Origin of the sequence: Embleya sp. NPDC020886 (assembly GCF_044333915.1) — a bacterium.
Lineage (GTDB): Bacteria > Actinomycetota > Actinomycetes > Streptomycetales > Streptomycetaceae > Embleya.
In genome coordinates, this window is the sequence record NZ_JBIRRX010000014.1 from 41,611 (window position 1) to 57,217 (window position 15,607).

General features: G+C 70.1%; 16 protein-coding genes. 4 read left to right on the forward strand and 12 right to left on the reverse strand.

Annotated features, from left to right (window positions below; all coding sequences use genetic code 11):
• The first annotated feature begins 14 nt into the window (after positions 1-14).
• The 3 genes from pstC to pstB all read left to right on the forward strand — a co-directional run bounded on the left by pstC (position 15) and on the right by pstB (position 2,958).
• Positions 15-1,010, forward strand: coding sequence for a phosphate ABC transporter permease subunit PstC (pstC, locus tag ACH4U8_RS35685; protein ID WP_360319274.1), 996 nt, complete (start codon positions 15-17; stop codon positions 1,008-1,010).
• On the forward strand, positions 1,007-2,113 hold the full coding sequence (pstA, locus tag ACH4U8_RS35690; RefSeq protein WP_360319272.1) for a phosphate ABC transporter permease PstA: 1,107 nt from the start codon (positions 1,007-1,009) through the stop codon (positions 2,111-2,113). The genes pstC and pstA overlap by 4 nt, the downstream gene beginning before the upstream one ends.
• Before the next feature lie 68 nt (positions 2,114-2,181).
• A complete protein-coding gene (pstB, locus tag ACH4U8_RS35695; protein ID WP_360319358.1) occupies positions 2,182-2,958 on the forward strand; it encodes a phosphate ABC transporter ATP-binding protein PstB in 777 nt (258 codons plus the stop codon).
• Positions 2,959-3,102: 144 nt separating this feature from the next.
• On the opposite strand, the gene ACH4U8_RS35700 is transcribed toward pstB, so the two are convergent.
• Positions 3,103-4,098: an inorganic phosphate transporter gene (locus ACH4U8_RS35700; RefSeq protein ID WP_360319270.1), complete on the reverse strand. Its 996-nt coding sequence runs from the start codon at positions 4,096-4,098 to the stop codon at positions 3,103-3,105.
• Between the two features lie 4 nt (positions 4,099-4,102).
• Positions 4,103-4,723: a DUF47 domain-containing protein gene (locus tag ACH4U8_RS35705; RefSeq protein ID WP_020552276.1), complete on the reverse strand. Its 621-nt coding sequence runs from the start codon at positions 4,721-4,723 to the stop codon at positions 4,103-4,105.
• A 395-nt stretch (positions 4,724-5,118) separates the two neighbouring features.
• Between ACH4U8_RS35705 and ACH4U8_RS35710 the strand changes: the two genes are divergently transcribed.
• Positions 5,119-5,505: a metal-sensitive transcriptional regulator gene (locus ACH4U8_RS35710; RefSeq protein WP_360319268.1), complete on the forward strand. Its 387-nt coding sequence runs from the start codon at positions 5,119-5,121 to the stop codon at positions 5,503-5,505.
• Positions 5,506-5,825: 320 nt separating this feature from the next.
• Here the strand turns inward: ACH4U8_RS35710 and ACH4U8_RS35715 are convergent, their stop codons facing one another.
• From ACH4U8_RS35715 to ACH4U8_RS35760, 10 genes are all read right to left on the reverse strand, one after another.
• Complete coding sequence (locus ACH4U8_RS35715) at positions 5,826-6,695, reverse strand: hypothetical protein (protein ID WP_395782505.1); 870 nt, start codon at positions 6,693-6,695, stop codon at positions 5,826-5,828.
• An 89-nt stretch (positions 6,696-6,784) separates the two neighbouring features.
• Positions 6,785-7,504: a GntR family transcriptional regulator gene (locus ACH4U8_RS35720; protein ID WP_360319264.1), complete on the reverse strand. Its 720-nt coding sequence runs from the start codon at positions 7,502-7,504 to the stop codon at positions 6,785-6,787.
• A gap of 28 nt (positions 7,505-7,532) precedes the next feature.
• On the reverse strand, positions 7,533-8,168 hold the full coding sequence (locus tag ACH4U8_RS35725; RefSeq protein WP_360319262.1) for a phosphatase PAP2 family protein: 636 nt from the start codon (positions 8,166-8,168) through the stop codon (positions 7,533-7,535).
• 84 nt (positions 8,169-8,252) lie between these two features.
• On the reverse strand, positions 8,253-9,098 hold the full coding sequence (locus ACH4U8_RS35730; protein ID WP_379988308.1) for an ABC transporter ATP-binding protein: 846 nt from the start codon (positions 9,096-9,098) through the stop codon (positions 8,253-8,255).
• Between the two features lie 13 nt (positions 9,099-9,111).
• The gene (locus tag ACH4U8_RS35735) at positions 9,112-10,032 is read right to left on the reverse strand and encodes an ABC transporter permease (RefSeq protein WP_360319260.1); all 921 of its coding nucleotides are present in this window, start codon (positions 10,030-10,032) and stop codon (positions 9,112-9,114) included.
• Positions 10,033-10,089: 57 nt separating this feature from the next.
• Positions 10,090-10,926, reverse strand: a complete 837-nt coding sequence (locus ACH4U8_RS35740; protein WP_395782580.1) for a glycosyltransferase family 2 protein — start codon at positions 10,924-10,926, stop codon at positions 10,090-10,092.
• 80 nt (positions 10,927-11,006) lie between these two features.
• Positions 11,007-11,789 (reverse strand): CDP-alcohol phosphatidyltransferase family protein, encoded by a 783-nt coding sequence (locus ACH4U8_RS35745; RefSeq protein WP_360319258.1) that lies wholly within the window; start codon positions 11,787-11,789, stop codon positions 11,007-11,009.
• Positions 11,767-12,837: an iron-containing alcohol dehydrogenase family protein gene (locus ACH4U8_RS35750; RefSeq protein WP_395782506.1), complete on the reverse strand. Its 1,071-nt coding sequence runs from the start codon at positions 12,835-12,837 to the stop codon at positions 11,767-11,769. The genes ACH4U8_RS35745 and ACH4U8_RS35750 overlap by 23 nt, the downstream gene beginning before the upstream one ends.
• Entirely contained in the window at positions 12,825-13,604 is a 780-nt protein-coding gene (locus ACH4U8_RS35755) for a phosphocholine cytidylyltransferase family protein (RefSeq protein ID WP_360319254.1), read from the reverse strand. Before ACH4U8_RS35755 ends, ACH4U8_RS35750 begins: the two co-directional genes overlap by 13 nt.
• On the reverse strand, positions 13,601-15,442 hold the full coding sequence (locus ACH4U8_RS35760; RefSeq protein WP_379988307.1) for a DUF5941 domain-containing protein: 1,842 nt from the start codon (positions 15,440-15,442) through the stop codon (positions 13,601-13,603). The genes ACH4U8_RS35755 and ACH4U8_RS35760 overlap by 4 nt, the downstream gene beginning before the upstream one ends.
• Positions 15,443-15,607 lie beyond the last annotated feature (165 nt).

Below are 15,607 nucleotides of genomic sequence, written 5' to 3' on the forward strand. Positions count from 1 at the left end.
TCGTACGGAGAGAGATGTCCACGACCACTCCCACCGCACCGGCGGACCCCGAACGCAAGGCCCCCGCGGCCAAGCGCACCAAGGTCCGACCAGGCGACCGGATCTTCTCCGGTGCCGCCCGCGGCGCCGGCATCAGCCTGCTTGCCATCATGGCCGCGATCGCGATCTTCCTCGTGGTCAAGGCGACGGACGCACTGTCGAAGAACCAGGGCAGCTTCCTGACCGACCAGGGTTGGGACCCGAACGCGGCGAAGCCCGCCTTCGGTGTCGTCACCCTGGTGTTCGGCACGGTTGTCAGCGCCACCATCGCGATGCTCATCGCGGTGCCGGTCGCGGTGGGGGTGGCGCTGTTCATCACGCACTACGCCCCCCGGCGGATCGCCCAGACGCTCGGCTACATCGTCGACCTGCTGGCCGCGGTGCCCAGCGTGGTCTACGGCCTGTGGGGCTACATCTTCCTGGCCCCCAAACTGCTCGGCCTGCACTCGTGGTTGTCCGACTACCTCGGTTGGATCCCGCTGTTCGACAAGGAGCAGGCGGGCGTCACCGCCCGCACGTTGTTCACCGTCGGCATCGTGCTGGCCATCATGATCCTGCCGATCATCGCGGCGGTCACCCGTGAGGTCTTCCTCCAGGTGCCCCGCGCCCACGAGGAGGCCGCGCTCGCGCTCGGCGCGACCCGCTGGGAAATGATCCGGATGGCGGTGCTGCCCTACGGCAAGCCCGGCATGATCAGCGCGTCGATGCTCGGCCTGGGCCGCGCGGTCGGCGAGACCATCGCGGTCGCGATGGTGCTCTCGCCCAGCTTCGACGTCTCGATCCACATCCTGGACCCGGGCAACAACACGATCGCGGCGAACATCGCGAACCAGTTCGGCGAGTCCGGCGAGATCGGCCGCGGCGCGCTGATCGCCTCGGGCCTGGTCCTGTTCATCATGACGCTGCTCGTCAACGGCGCCGCGCGCGTCGTCATCAACCGGCGCAAGGCGTTCTCTGGAGCGAACTCATGACCGTCCTGGACACGGGCGACAAGCGCCCGGGCATCGGTACGGACGCGGTCGAGACCGGGCGCGCGGGTCTGCCGGATCCGCGGGCGGCGTCGCTGACCCGACGCACCCTGCCGCGTCAGGTGCCGTGGGCGATCGCCGGCGGCGGTGTGCTGCTGACGATCGTGTTCAAGCTGACCCTGGACAACTGGGCCCTCGCGGTCTTCCTCGGCGGGCTGGTCTTCATCCTGACGCTGTCCGCCGTCTCGTGGCGTTTCGAGGACAGCCGTCGGGCCCGGGACCGGTTCGCCACCAGCCTGATCACCACCACGTTCGTGCTCGCCGTGCTGCCGCTGATCTCGCTGCTCGGCTACACGATCCAGCGCGGCGCGGACAAGCTCACCCCGTACTTCCTCTCCCACTCGATGCGCGGCGTGGGCGCCCGGGACGACACCGGCGGCGTCTACCACGCGATCATCGGCACCCTGGAGCAGGTCGGCCTGGCCGCCCTGATCGCGGTCCCGATCGGTCTGCTCACCGCGATCTACCTGGTCGAGTACGGCCGCGGTCGCCTGGCCAAGACGGTGACCTTCTTCGTCGACGTGATGACGGGCCTGCCGTCGATCGTCGCGGGTCTGTTCATCTACGCCTTCTGGATCATGATGCTCGGCTTCGAGGCCTCCGGCTTCGCCGGGTCGCTCGCGCTGATGATCCTGATGTTGCCCACGGTGGTGCGCTCCGCCGAGGAGATGCTCAAGCTGGTCCCGAACGAGCTGCGCGAGGCCAGCCTGGCGCTGGGCATCCCGAAGTGGCGTACCGTGCTCAAGGTGGTGCTGCCCACCGCGTTCGGCGGCATCGTCACCGGCGTGATGCTCTCCATCGCCCGCGTGATCGGCGAGACCGCCCCGCTGCTGCTGCTCGTCGGACTCACCCAGTCGATCAACACCGACCCGTTCTCCGGCTGGCAGTCGGCGTTGCCGCTGTACGTGTTCGACCAGAACCACGCGGGCAATCAGTTCGCCGAGGAGCGGGCCTGGGCCGCGGCGCTCACGCTGATCGTCATCGTCATGATCCTCAACCTGGCGGCGCGGCTGATCGCCCGCTGGAAGGCACCGAAGGCGGGCTGATGAAGGCCACGACGACGACCCGAACGGCCGACCGCGGCACCGACATCCGCACCGATCCAGAGGCAGGAATGACCAAGCGCATCGAAGTTTCGGGACTCAACGCCTACTACGGCTCGCACAAGGCCGTCGAGGACATCTCGATGACCATGGAGCCGCGTTCGGTCACGGCCTTCATCGGTCCTTCCGGCTGTGGCAAGTCCACCTTCATCCGCACGCTGAACCGCATGCACGAGCTGATCCCGGGCGCCTCGGTGGACGGCTCGGTCTCGCTGGACGGGCAGGACCTGTACGGCAACGAGATCGACCCGGTCGCGGTCCGCCGCACGGTCGGCATGGTCTTCCAGCGGCCCAACCCGTTCCCGACCATGTCGATCTACGACAACGTCGCGGCCGGGCTCAAGCTCGCCGGGATCAAGCGCAAGGGCGACCTGGACGCGATCGTCGAGCGCTCGCTGCGCGGCGCGAACCTGTGGACCGAGGTCAAGGACCGGCTGAACAAGCCCGGCGCGGGCCTGTCCGGCGGCCAGCAGCAACGACTGTGCATCGCGCGGGCGATCGCGGTCGAGCCGCAGGTGCTGCTGATGGACGAGCCGTGCTCGGCGCTCGACCCGATCTCCACGCTCGCGATCGAGGACCTGATCGCGCTGCTCAAGGAGCGGTACACGATCGTCATCGTGACCCACAACATGCAGCAGGCCGCGCGCGTCTCGGACAAGACCGCGTTCTTCAACCTCGCCGGTCCGGGCCAGCCCGGTCGGCTGGTGGAGATCGGCGACACCGAGACGATCTTCTCGGCGCCCACCGAGGAATCGACGGCGGACTACATCGCCGGCCGGTTCGGCTGACGGTCGAAGCGTCGACGGACCGTCGGGATGGACATACGAGAGGGCCCACACCGGGACAGGTGTGGGCCCTCTCGTGCGATATGTCGGTTACGGACCGGGTGCCCCGTACGTCCTGCATTACGTACGTGGGGTGCGGTCCGCGGATCAGCCCACGATCAGATGGGTGATCCCGTAGGTGCCCGCCGCGACCAGACCGGCGGCCGGCATCGTGGTGAACCAACCGATCAGGATGTTCTTGGCGACACCCCAGCGCACCGCCTTGACCCGCTTGGTCGCGCCCACGCCCATGATCGCCGAGGTGATGATGTGCGTGGTCGAGATCGGCGCCTTGAAGACGTAGGCCGTGGTGTACAGGATCGAGGCGGCCGTGGTCTCGGCCGCGAAGCCCTGCGGCGGGTCCAACTCGATGATCTTGCGGCCGAGCGTGCGCATGATCCGCCACCCACCCGCATACGTGCCCAGCGACAGGGCCGTCGCGCACGCGAGCTTGACCCACACCGGAATGCCGTCGCCCTCGTGATGACCGCTGATCACCAGCGCCATCACCACGATGCCCATGGTCTTCTGGGCGTCCTGGATGCCGTGCCCGAGCGCCATGCCGGCCGCCGAGACGGTCTGCGCCAGGCGGAATCCGCGCTTGGCCTTGTGCGGGTTGGACTTACGGAACAGCCAGATGATCCCGACCATCACCAGGTAGCCGGCGACCAGGCCGACCACCGGCGACAGGAACATCGGGATGACGACTTTTTCGATCACACCGTCCCAGTAGACGGTGCTGGAACCCGCGAGCGCGGCGCCGACGAGGCCACCGAACAGCGCGTGCGACGAGGACGAGGGCAGTCCGAAGTACCAGGTCAGCAGGTTCCAGAAGATCGCGCCGACCAGCGCCGCGAACAGGATGACCAGACCTTGATGGCCTTCGGGAGTGGAGATCAGCCCTTCGCTGACGGTCTTCGCGACACCTTCGCCGAGGAAGGCGCCCGCGAGGTTCATCACCGCGGCCATGGCCAGCGCCGCCCGCGGGGTCAGTGCCCGGGTGGACACCGAGGTCGCGATCGCGTTGGCCGAGTCGTGGAAGCCGTTGGTGTAGGTGAAGAAGAGCGCGACGCCGATGACGATGATCAGACCAGTGAGTTCCACTGGGTCAGGACTCCTTGACGGCGATCGTCTCGACCGTGTTCGCCACGTGCTCGAACCCGTCGGCGGCCTCTTCGAGCACGTCGACGATGCCCTTGAGCTTGAGCACGGTCAGCGCGTCGTAGGCACCACTGAACAGGTGGGCCAAGAGCTTGCGGTGGATCTGGTCGGCCTGGTTCTCGAGTCGGTTGATCTCGATCCAGTACTCGGTCAGGTCCTTCATCGTGCGCAGCCGGGGCATCGCCTCGGCGGTCAGTTCCGAGGCCCGGACCAGCACCTCGATCTGGTCCGCGACCTGCGGCGGGAGTTCGTCGAGCTGATACAGCACGACCAGGTCGACGGCCTCTTCCATGTAGTCCATGACATCGTCCAGTTGCGACGCGAGGGCGTAGATGTCCTCGCGGTCGAACGGGGTGATGAACGAGGCGTTGAGCTGGCGCATGATCGCATGCGTGGTGTCGTCACCCGCATGCTCGGCCGCGCGCATCCGTTCGGCGATCTCCGGACGAGCGGAGACCTCTGCGCCGAGCAACTCCGTCAGGAGCTTGGATGCGGTGACCAGGTTGCTCGCCGCTGCGGCGAACATGTCGTAGAAGCTCGTCTCCCTGGGGGTCAGACGCAATCGCACTGGAGGTCTCCGGGATAATGAAAGTGGTCGGCGTCGATGCTAGGCGCTCCGGCGGTCCGGCATGCAAACCGGGGAGTCGACACGGACCGCGACCGTACCCGGCGGTAATGAGACGCGCGCTCACAGCGACGAACGGGCATGCGGAAGCACCCGTTCCGCCGCCTAGGACGCCCGTCACACGGCCAGAGTATGGGCCAGGGCGGCATTCGGGTGACAGTGCGGCCTACGCTCGATCCATGTCGCCCACATCACATGGACGGATCCGGCGGATGGCCGGCGGTTGTCCGCGAAGGAGCGGATCGGGGTGACCGACGCCGCCGGCGCATGATCGGAATGCTTGCCGGATATACCCCCCGGGGGTAAATTCGGGTAATGGACGGTCGCCCGATCGAGCCATGGACACGTGGGGAACGGCCGCAGAGATACGGGAGACGACGGTGGAACAGGACTCGCAGACTCCGGACGCGACGGCAACCGCGACGCACGAGGCGTCGGGGCACGGACACGGCTACAGCGGGCGCAAGGACGAGCACCTGAAGCGGCTGCGCCGGGTCGAGGGGCAGATCCGCGGGCTGCAGCGGATGGTCTCCGAGGACGAATACTGCATCGACATCCTTACGCAGGTCTCGGCGGCGACCAAGGCGCTGCAATCGTTCGCGCTCAGCCTGCTGGAGGAACATCTCGGGCACTGCGTCGCCAACGCGGTGGAAAAGGGTGGCCCGGAAGCGGAGGAAAAGGTCAAGGAGGCGTCCCAGGCGATCGCACGCCTGGTGCGCTCCTGAGGCCGCGGCGACGGGGGCCGGCCCGGGTGTGGGCCCCTGTCCCCCAGCCGCCGACGAGTCCGAGCACGGCGTCGATCTGGGCCTGCGTGAGCGGGCCCTCGCTGGCCGACGCCGCGATCATCAGGTCGCTGTAGAGCTCGATCTCGTCGAGGACGACGTGGTCGTGTACACGGCGATCGGAGAACCGTGACACCCACATCACCTCCTCGTGCGCACCCCGGACGGGCCTCGGCCCATCCAGCGTAGGGGCGGCTCCGCGGCGCCGACATGGCACGCCTGGGTCATTTGGGGACCGCCCGGAACGACGCCGCGGGAGTGACTCAGCCGCGCCCCGCCGGGGTGCCGGACGGGTTCGGCGCGACGTAGAGATCCTTGGCCTCGGGCGGCTTGACGTCGACCACGACGCCGAAGTCGTACAGTTCCGCCGCCGAGAGCACCTTCGCGGTCGCCGTCTTGGCCTGGTCCGGACCCATCACGAACGCGAACGACTCCTCGACCTTGCGCAGTCGGCCGGCGTCGTCGAGGTAGGCGTCGAACGGGATCGGCGCGCCGTCGAAGGTCTTGAGCGCGGCGGCCAGCGGGCCGCGCACCTCCGGCGCGGTCAGGTCGTGCGCCTTGCGGATGTCCAGCGTGCCCCGATAGTGCCGTACCGTGTCCGCGCCGAGCTTCTCGCTGCCCACGAGCACCACGTCGTCGTTGACCCCGCGCAGTATCTCGAAGGACGTCCCGGGGTCGGTGGCACCGCCGCTGACCAGGTTGCCGTCGGCCAGCCCGTCGATCGCCAACCGCACCCACTTGTCCTTGGGCACACCCGGCGACCCGTTCTTCATGTAGAGCGCGTCCGGGGTGAGGATCTCCTGGAGCGGTCCGACGATGCCGGAGTCCTTGGGCGCGTCGACCGTGAGCGAACCGATGTGCCGGACGTAGTCGAACATGCCCTGCCCGGTGAGTTTGACCACCCGGTCGGCGTTTTGCATCGTCATCGTGGTGCGGGTGCGCGAACTCTTCGCGCCGGTCGTGACATCGGCCGCCTTGCGGACCGCCAGGACCGCCTCGGACGGGCCGTTCGCGGGCCCGGCACTGCCCTTGGCCTGCGCTCCCTGAGGTTGCACGTCGTCACCCTGACAACCGGTGGCCCCGGCCAGGAGGAGGGCGCAGCAGGCACCCGTGAGCGCGGTGCGGACCAACATGTGGGGTTCTCCCGGATGCTCGGAATCCTCGCGTGACGGCCGGCCACGCGGCGGCGGCTCGACGGGACAACGAGCGAGGCGACCCCGGGTTACGGCCGTTCGGGGGACGGCGGGTCGGCCGGTGCCGCCGCGGGCGGCAGGTCGGGGGCCGGGCGGCGCGAGCGGGCCAGGTGCCGCCGGGTCGACGCCTCGGCGCCGGCCCGATCGCCGGCCTCGATCAGGTCGAGCAACCGGTGATGCTCGGCGGCGATCAGGTTCCGGTCGGCCGGATCGGCCAACGGACGTGGGCCGTACAACCGTGCCTGGGCCCGTAGTTCGGCGGCCATCCGGACCAGGCGCGCGTTGCCCGCCAGGCCGAGCAGGTGGGCGTGGAAACGATCCTCGGCCTCCACGTAGGCCGGCGCGTCGACCCGGGCGACCGCGTCGGCGAGTTCGTCGACCAACGCCCGCAGGGCGGGCAGCGCGGCGACGCAACCGTCCTCGGCGAGCCGCCCGACGATCGGTATCTCCAGGAGCTCGCGCAGGTCGTGGATGTCGTCCAGGTCGGCGGCGGACAGGCCGCGAACCCGAAATCCCTTGTTGCGTACCGGCTCGACCAGGCCGTCCTTGGCCAGATCGAGCAGCGCCTCGCGAACCGGCGTCGCGGACACCCCGAATCGGGTGGCCAGGGCGGGCGCGGAGTAGACCACTCCGGGCTGCATCCGGCCCGCCAGCAGGGCGGCCCGGATCGCGCGCGCGACCTGTTCGCGCAGGCTCAGTCGCTCGCCCAGGCGTCCGGCGTCGCGGCCGTCCTCGGTGTCCGTGCCCATCGTGTCCGCCCCCTCGGCCGCGTCGCCGTCATCCGGCCGGGCGCGGCTCGGCCGCCACCAGCGGACGCAGCGGCCCGCGTTCGACCAGCCGCACCACCGGTTCCAGGACCCGACCCATGAACATCGACCCGACCAGCGCGACCAGCGCGCCGAGCGCGAACCCGGCGAGCACGTCGGTCGGATAGTGCACGCCCACGTACAGCCGGGAGAAACCGGTGAACACCGAGGCGAGCACCGCCAGGATCCCGATCCGGCGGTCCACCACCAGGATCCCGACCGCCAACGCCATCGTGGTCAGCGCGTGGTCGGAGGCGAAGGACGGGTCGGTCTTGCCTGCGACGAGCACGTGCAGCCCGTCGTGGCTCAGGAACGGACGCGGCCGGTTCACCCACTCGCGCAGCGGCGCGTTCGCCAGCTCCGCCACCAGGGCCGCGAGCGGGGCCCAGACGAGGCCGGCCATGGCCGCGGTGTGGTCGGGGCGGGAGCGGGCCCGCCACCACGCGAGCAGGGCGAGTACGGCGAGTACGGCGAACATGCCGTACTCGCCCATGAACTCCATGCCCCCGTGTGCCCATGAGGTGTGTTCGGTGAGTCCGTTGACGTCCCGCAGGATCTCGATGTCGAGGTTGTCGTCGGTACTCTCCGCCAGGACCTGCAAGGACACCGGTGAACCCCTTCGCGTGGTGCATTGTGGTGCGGGTGGTGCTGGTCGTACTGGTGGTGCGGACGTGCGGGTGGCGCGATGTCGCTACTTGCCCTCGTAGGCGTTGACGACCTGCTCCATCGGCCCGTCCATCTTGATCACGCCCTGGTCGAGCCAGATCACCCGGTCGCAGGTGTCCCGGATCGACTTCATGCTGTGGCTGACCAGGAAGACCGTGCCGGCCTCCTTGCGCAGCTCGCGGATCCGGGCCTCGCTCTTGAGCTGGAACTCGCGGTCGCCGGTGGCCAGCGCCTCGTCGATCATCAGCACGTCGTGCGTCCGCGCGGCGGCGATGGAGAACCGCAGGCGGGCCGCCATGCCGGACGAGTAGGTGCGCATCGGCAGCTTGGTGAAGTCCTTGCCGTTGTAGGCGTTGAGGCCGGAGAACGTGGCGATCTCGTCGTAGTTGGCCTCGGCCTCCTGCTGGGTCATGCCCATCGCCAGGCAACCCAGGATGATGTTCCGCTCACCGGTGAGGTCGTTCATCATCGCCGCGTTGACGCCGAGCAACGACGGCTGGCCGTCGCTGTAGATCTTGCCCGTGGTCGGCGGCAGCAGGCCGGCGATGCACTTGAGCAGCGTGCTCTTGCCGGAGCCGTTGCGGCCGATCAGGCCGATCGCCTGGCCCTTGTACGCGACGAAGCTGACGCCGCGCACCGCGTGCACCTCGGTGACGCCGGTGGCCTTCTTGCGCAGCGCCAGCCGGGACAGCGCGGAGGTCGCGCTGCCCTTGCCCGAGGAGGCCCCGTGCACCCGGTAGATCAGGTGCACGTCGTCGACCACGACGGTGGGCGGGATCTCCGCCGGCTTGGGGGCCTGCTTCGGTTCCTGCGGTTGGCTCTGTTCGGGCACCTCGACCTCGGACTGTTCGGTGACCTCGCTCCAACTCATGATTGCCGGCTGCTCAGCCACGGCCGTACCTCTCTTCCGCCTTCCAGAAGTACACGTAACCGCCGAAGCCCATCAGGATCGCCCAGCCGACCGCGTAGCCCCAGGTGTGCAGGGGGATGTCGGTGTGGCTGTCGATCAGCGCGTCACGCACCAGCTCGATGTAGACCGCGCCGGGGTTGGCCTCCAGCACCCGGGCCACCCAGGACGGTGCGTCCTTGGTGTAGTTGTCCAGGCTGTAGAAGACGCCGCTGACGTACAGCCAGGTGCGCAGGATGAACGGCAGCAACTGCTTGATGTCCACCATCACGGCGCCGATGCGGGCCAGCACCAGGCTCAGGCCGACGTTGAAGACGAACTGCAGCAGCAACGCGGGCACTATCAGCAGCCACTTCAGGCTGAGCGGCTCACCGGTGCCCAGCACGATCGCGCACAGCACGACCATGGAGAACAAGAGCTGCTGGAGCTGCACGATGGTGAACGAGATCGGCAGGCACGCGCGCGGGAAGTGCAGCGCGCGGATCAGGTTGAGTTGGTCGCTGATCGCCCGGCTGCCGGCGAGGACCGCGCTCTGCGTGAACGTGAACACGAAGACGCCGGTCACCAGGAAGGCGACGTAGTTTTCGATGCCGCCCTTGGTCTTCACCAGGTAGCCGAAGATCAGGTAGTACACGGCCGCGTTCAGCAGCGGGGTGAGCACCTGCCACACCTGGCCGAGCTTGGCGGTGCTGTAGGTCGCCCGGGTCTTGGCGTTGGCGAAGGCGACCACGAAGTGGCGCCGGGCCCAGAGCTGCTTCGTGTACGAGAACAGCCCCGGTCGGGCGCCGCTGACCGTCAGCTTGTAGCGGGCGGCGAGATCCGCCAGAGGTTCGGACGAACCGGGGGGCGCCGATGTCCCCTGTGGGCTCAGGGTGTCGGCCTGCGCGCTGTTGGCCACGTTGACACTTTCGTCTGCGTCGGATCGAAATCGAAACGGTACGAGAATTCCAGCCTGTCAGATGACGGGCGGACGGCCGAGCCTGGTCATTCGCCAGACGGTCCGCCAGGACATCGGCTTGCGCGGGCCGCTCGGGGTCTTCCAGCCCTCGCGGAAGCCGGCCAGCCAGGCCTGGGCGTTCTCCTTGGACGGCCGGCGGGCGGCGGTGAGCACGACCCAGGTGCCCAGGTAGGCGGGCACGATCGGCCACGGCAGGTTGCGGCGGGCCAGGTAGACCCGGTTGCGCGCGTTCATCCGGAAGAACGCCGCGTGCCGCGCCGGGCTGGTCCTGGGGTGCTCCAGCACGATGTCCGCGCGGTACTCGATCTCCCAGTCGGCGTCGAGCGCGCGCCACGCGAGGTCGGTCTCCTCGTGTGCGTAGAAGAAGTCGTCGGGCAGTCCGCCGACCTCCTCCAGCACGGCCGCGCGCACCGCGCTGGCGCCGCCGAGGAAGGTGGTCACCGGCCCCGAGCGCAGCGGATCGCCGACCCGGATCCGGGGCACGTGCCGGCGCTGGGTCTCGCCGCTCTCCGGGTCCACGATCCGGAAGCTGACGATGCCCAGGCGCGGGTTCGCCGCGAACGCCTCGCGCAACAACCGACCGGCGTCGGTGCCGCCGAGGCGGCCGTCGTCGTCGAGGAAGAGCACCACGTCGGTGCCGGCCGGCAGCCCCGCGGTGCCCACGTTGCGGCCGGCGGGGATGCCGACGTTCTTCGGCAGCGGGATGCCCACCGTGCCCTCGGGCAGCTCCGGCAGCGGGCCGCCGTTGGCCACCACGACCACCGCCATCGGGTCGCCGACCTGGTCGGCGACCGAGCGCAGCAGCCGGTCCAGCTCGACCGGGCGGTCGCCCATGGTCAGCACGACCGCGCCGAGCGTGATGCGATCCGCCGCGGTGCCGTCGCCGGTGCGCCGCCCCTGGGCAGCCGCGGCGGTCACCGGAGCCTGCTCGACATGAGCACGCTGATCAGGTGCAGCACGGTCTGCAGGAGCGCGATGGCGGCGAGCGCGCCGACCGCGATCCTGCTGTACAGCAGGCCGCCGTCGTCGAGCACCAGGTCGAGCAGACCCGCCAGAAGCAGGAAGATCGACGCCTCGACGGCGCCGACCAGGCGGTGGAACTTGAGCGAGGCGACCAGCTTGCGGGCCGAGGCGGCCCCCGAGGAACGCGGCACGGCGGCCGCGTCCTGCACGGGCGGCAGGCCGCTCTTGGCCCGGGCGCCGTCGACCAGGTCGGTCTCCGACTTGATCAGGATCGCGCCCAGCGCGGCGACCACGCCCAGCGTCGCGTAGCCGTTGAAGCCACCGCCGTCCAGGACGCCGGCGGCGTGCAGGCCGGCGCCGGAGAGCAGCGCCGCCTCGGAGAGGTAGTGGCCGACCCGGTCGAGGTAGACACCGGTGACCGAGGTCTGCCGGCGCCAGCGGGCCACCTCGCCGTCGACGCAGTCGAGCAGGAGGTAGAGCTGCACCAGGATCAGCGCCGCGAGCGGGCCGGCGATCCCGGGCAGGATCAGCGCGGCGCCCGCGGCGATGCCCGCGAGGATCATCATGTAGGTGAGCCCGTTGGGCGTCACCCGGGTCCCGACGATGCGTCGGGTGACCTGGAGGGAGATCTGCCGCATGTAGATGCGCCCGGCCCAGTGTTCGCCACTGCGCCGGTCCAGCAGGCCCTCGGGGTGTACGACCGAGCGAAGCTCAGCCGCCGTAGGTGTGGACATATTCGGTCACCGAATCCCGGATGGCGTCATTGTCGAGGTCGAGATGTTCGAGGATGGTGAAGCGTCCCGGACGGGTCTGGGGCGCGTGACTCACCGCCGCCACGAATTCGTCGATGGTCAAGCCGAGATGCTCCGGCACGACCGGCAGCTTGTGCCGATCGAGAGTGCTCGTCAAGAGCTTGGTCAGCTCGACGTCGCCGCGCAGGTACGTGGCGAACGCGGCACCCAGGCCGACCTGTTCGCCGTGCAGCCCGTCGTGACCGTCGCGCTCGCCGTAGAGCAGGTCGATCGCGTGCGAGATCTCGTGGCAGGCCCCACTGCAGGGACGTGTGGTGCCGGCCACGGACATCGCGATGCCGGAGAGTACGAGGCCCTCGGCCAGGGCCACGAGAAAGTCGTCGTCCTCGATCCCGCCCGGGCGGTGCAGTATCGAGTCGCCGGAGGTGCGGGCCAGCGCGACCGCCAGGCCGTCCACCGGCTCGCCGGTCTCGCGCTGGGAGAGCTCCCAGTCGGCGACCGCGCACAGGTTGGACAACGACTCGCCGATGCCCGAGCGCACGAAGCGCTGCGGTGCGGCGCGGACCAGGTCCAGGTCCACCACCAGCGCGATCGGGGTGGGCACGCCGTAGGAGCCGCGGCCCGCGTCGTTGTCCAGGATGCTCACCGGCGACGCGATGCCGTCGTGGGCGAGGTTGGTGGCGACCGCGACCATGGGCAGGCCCACGCGCGCGGCGGCGTACTTGGTCGCGTCCAGGACCCGGCCGCCGCCGAGGCCGACCACCGCGTCGTAGGCCCCGCCGCGCATCCGGTCGGCCAGGTCGACGGCGGCGGTCAGGGTGCCGCCGGCGACGCTGTACCACTCGGCGCCCGGCAGTTGCGGCGCGAAGCGTTCGCGCAGTCGCGCGCCGGAGCCCTCGCTGACCACCACCGCTATCCGGCCGGAGGTCGAGACCCGGCGGTCGGCCAGGATGGCCGCCAGGTCGTCGACCGCGCCCGCGCGGATGTCGACGGTGAGCGGGGTGGGAACCAGTCGGGTCAGTACCGGCACGCGATCTCCCGCGCGACCGTGAGGTCCTCGGTGGTGTCGATCTCGGTCCACGGCACCCGGGTGTCCGGCGCGCTGATCGGCTGCACGTCGACCCGGCCGCCCCGGTTCACCAGCTCCTGGTAGCCGTCCTCGTAGTAGAGCTGCGGGTCGCGCTCGAAGGTCGCCTGGAGCGACTCGATCAGCGCGGGCGCCGCGTGGCCCTCGATCAGCGTGACGCCGATGTACTCGCCGGCCGCTTCGGCCGGGTCCATCAGCTTGGTGATCCGGCGCATCCGGCCGTCCTCGCCGAGGGTGACCTTCATTTCCTCGTCGGCGAGCGGCTTGGCGGTGTCCAGGGCCAGGATGATGCCCTTGGCGCCGGACCCGGAGGTGTCGCGCGCGGCGAGCATCGTCTCCTGCACCGAGACCGGGTGCAGCGTGTCGCCGTTGGCCAGCAGCACGCCGTCCGCGAGGTAGTCCCGCGCGCACCACAGGGAGTAGGCGTTGTTCCACTCCTCGGCCTTGTCGTTGTCGACCATGTGCAGCTTCAGGCCGTACCGGCTCTCCAGCACGCTCTGCCGGTCGCGGATCGCGTCGCCGCAGTAGCCGACCACGATCGCGGCCTCGGTCAGTCCGACCGAGGCGTAGTGCGACAGCGTGACCTCCAGGATCGACCGTTCGCTGTCCGGCGCACCGGGCGCGCCCACCGGCACCAGGGCCTTGGGCAGCGTGTCGGTATGCGGGCGCAGCCGGCGGCCGGCGCCGGCGGCGAGAACGAGGCCGATCATGAGAGGTCTCCAGTTCGATCGGAGGCAGCCGCGGCGGCGGCCTCCAGGGGGCGGTACGACGGCGTCGGGGCCGTGGGAGCCGGTCCCACCGGAGTGGCGTCCTCGATGTCCGGGCGCGCACCGCGCACCCAGAACGTGACGCTCTCGGTGAGCACGATCGCCGCGAGCACGACGGCCGTCACGATCAGGCCGGTGCGCAGGGTCCCCGAGCCCAGCGCGGCCAGCACGGTCACCAGGAGCACACGCCCCTCGTGACCCAGGACCAGCCACACCAGTGCCCGGGGCGGGGCCCCGTAGCCGCCACGCAGGCGGTACACCGTGTCGTAGTGATGGTAGGCCGTGGCCGCGACCAGGCCGAATGCCGCGCCCACCGCGGTGGGCGCCACCTTGGCGGCGAGGATGGTGATCGCGGCGTACTCCGCGGCGCGGAACACCGGCGGCACCACCCAGTCGAGCCGACGCACCAGCGGTCGGCCGATCGCCACCCCGGCGCACAGGGCGTACACCCCGGCACCGGCCAGGCCCCACCACTCGCCTGCACCGCCCGCGAGCAGGACGGCGAGCAGCGCCGCGGTACCCAGCAGCGCGGCGGCGGGGGCGGGCACGCGCAGTCGCAGTCGGGCCACCGCCTCGGCGAGCGGGCCGCTGTCGGCGAGCGCGGCGAGGTGTTCGCCCACCTGCGGGACGAACGCGGCGCGGCGCGGCAGCGAGCGCAGGATCCGGCCCAGCGAGGTGTAGCAGGCGGCCAGCACGCAGCCGACGATCAGCACGACGAAGGTGATCCGCGGCGTGGTGGTCGCGGTGAGCACGGCGATCAGCGCCCAGCGCTCGCCGATCGGCAGGATGATCATCCGCCGGGCCCACACGGTCCAGCCGACCGAGTTCAACTTGCCGGAGAGCTTGGCGCCGGCGCCGCCGTCGGCGCTGTCGTCGTCCCCGCCGCCGATGCCGCGCCGGGTCTCGTTGAAGGCGAAGTCGACGATGTGTCGGGTGGTCATCACGACCATGGCGACCAGCGCGAGAGTCCACACGTCGTCGTCGTGCCGGGCCGCGCCCATGGCCAGGCCCGCGTAGACCGCGTACTCCTTGGCCCGGTCGAAGGTGGCGTCCAGCCAGGAGCCGATCCGCGAGTAACTCACCGCGTAGCGGGCGAGTTGGCCGTCGGTGCAGTCCAACACGAAGGACAGGTACAGGCCGAGCGCGGCACCGATGTAGCCGGCGCGGGTGCCGGTGGCGGCACCGGCCGCGGCGGCCAGCGCGACGAACAGCGAGGCGACGGTGACCTGGTTGGGCGTCAGCCCCCGGCCGGCGCACCAACGCGCGAGGTAGCGCGACCAGGTGCTCACCGCGAAGGTGGTGAAGAAGCCGTCGCGGGCCTTGACCGCCGAGTTCAGCCGGATGCGTTCCTCGTCCACGGCCGCCACCGCGGCCAGGGCCTGCTCGCGTTCGACGGGCCCGTGCGGGACGGCGGCGACCAGGTCGCCCAGCGGCACGACCCGTACCGACACGCGGCCGTCCGCGATCATGCGTTCGGCGATCGCGTCCGGCACGCTGATGTCGGCGGGCAGTCGGCCGAGTTCGGCGAGTACGCGGCCGGCCTCGGCCCGCGCGTCGCCCTCGACGACGAGCACGCCGGGCACGTGCGTGGCCGGGAAGCGGGTGTCCGCGATCGCCAGTCGCAGTGCGTGCCGATGCCCGACGAAGCGCTGATCGACCAGCGCGATGCGGTCGGTGTCGGCCGCGATCCGCGGGTCGAGCCCGGCCGCGGGCACGACCTGCACGTCGGGCACCGCCCGGGTCAGCGCGGCGAGTTCGGCGAGCAGCGCGGCCGGATCGATTCCGGCCGGGGAGGGCAACGATGTTGACGCCGTGATGACCAGTGCCGTGGACAGGCGCCATCACTCCTTACGAGCGGTCGCCGGAGCAACTTTGATGTCAAAGAGGTCGACGGGGCGCAGCCCCGGTCGAAACAACGAGACAGGCTAGCCGATCACGGGGAGCCT